This is a genomic window from Pseudomonas sp. HY2-MNA-CIBAN-0224 (assembly GCF_040310285.1).
In the GTDB taxonomy this organism is placed as follows: domain Bacteria; phylum Pseudomonadota; class Gammaproteobacteria; order Pseudomonadales; family Pseudomonadaceae; genus Aquipseudomonas; species Aquipseudomonas helleri.
Window position 1 is genome coordinate 1 of the sequence record NZ_JBEOPQ010000603.1, and the last position, 264, is coordinate 264.

General features: G+C 37.1%; 1 pseudogene. It reads right to left on the reverse strand.

Features of this window, described 5'->3' with window-relative positions:
- Positions 1–264, reverse strand: a pseudogene (locus AAEZ03_RS27725) (hypothetical protein); the annotation flags it as partial.

Genomic DNA, 264 nt, shown 5'->3' on the forward strand with positions numbered 1-264 from the left:
TGATCAATCCCTTGCTTATAAGCACTATTAGTTTCATGACTGACTATCGCGTAATAAAGAACGGTTTTAGTGGTGTTATCCATAAAGACCATTAAACCAAACTTGCGACCAAAGTAAGTGGTGTCCATGATGATATTAGCAGTCTTTGGTCGTTTAACCTGATACTCGATACTGACTTTATCTAAGCGTCTTTGAATGGTTTTAAGACTACAGTGGTATTTATCAGCCAGTTGTTGGTAAGTCTGTTTACCTTGGGTATATTCA